This window comes from Roseibium sp. SCP14 (genome assembly GCF_040329475.1).
GTDB lineage: Bacteria > Pseudomonadota > Alphaproteobacteria > Rhizobiales > Stappiaceae > Roseibium.
The window spans coordinates 1-223 of sequence record NZ_JBDZYH010000054.1 but is presented as its reverse complement, the minus strand read 5'-3'; the positions used below and the strand labels follow the sequence as shown (position 1 = coordinate 223).

Annotated in this window: 1 protein-coding gene; it reads left to right on the top strand. The window is 65.0% G+C overall.

From position 1 onward, the window contains the following. Positions 1–223 (top strand): transporter substrate-binding domain-containing protein (locus tag ABLQ08_RS32585; RefSeq protein ID WP_352950934.1); only part of this gene is annotated, 223 nt, incomplete at both ends.

Below are 223 nucleotides of genomic sequence, written 5' to 3'. Positions count from 1 at the left end.
GGCGGTCCTGAACGAGCTCGGCATCCAGAATGTCGAGGCGGTGGTGGTCGATTACGGGGCGATGATCCCGGGCCTTCTTGCGGGCCGCTTCGACATGGTGGCCGCCGGTCTTTACATCAAGCCGGAGCGCTGCCAGGCGGTGGTGTTCTCCGAGCCGGATGTGTGTGACGCGGAGGCGTTCGCGGTGAAGGCGGGCAATCCGAAGGGCCTCAACAACTATGCC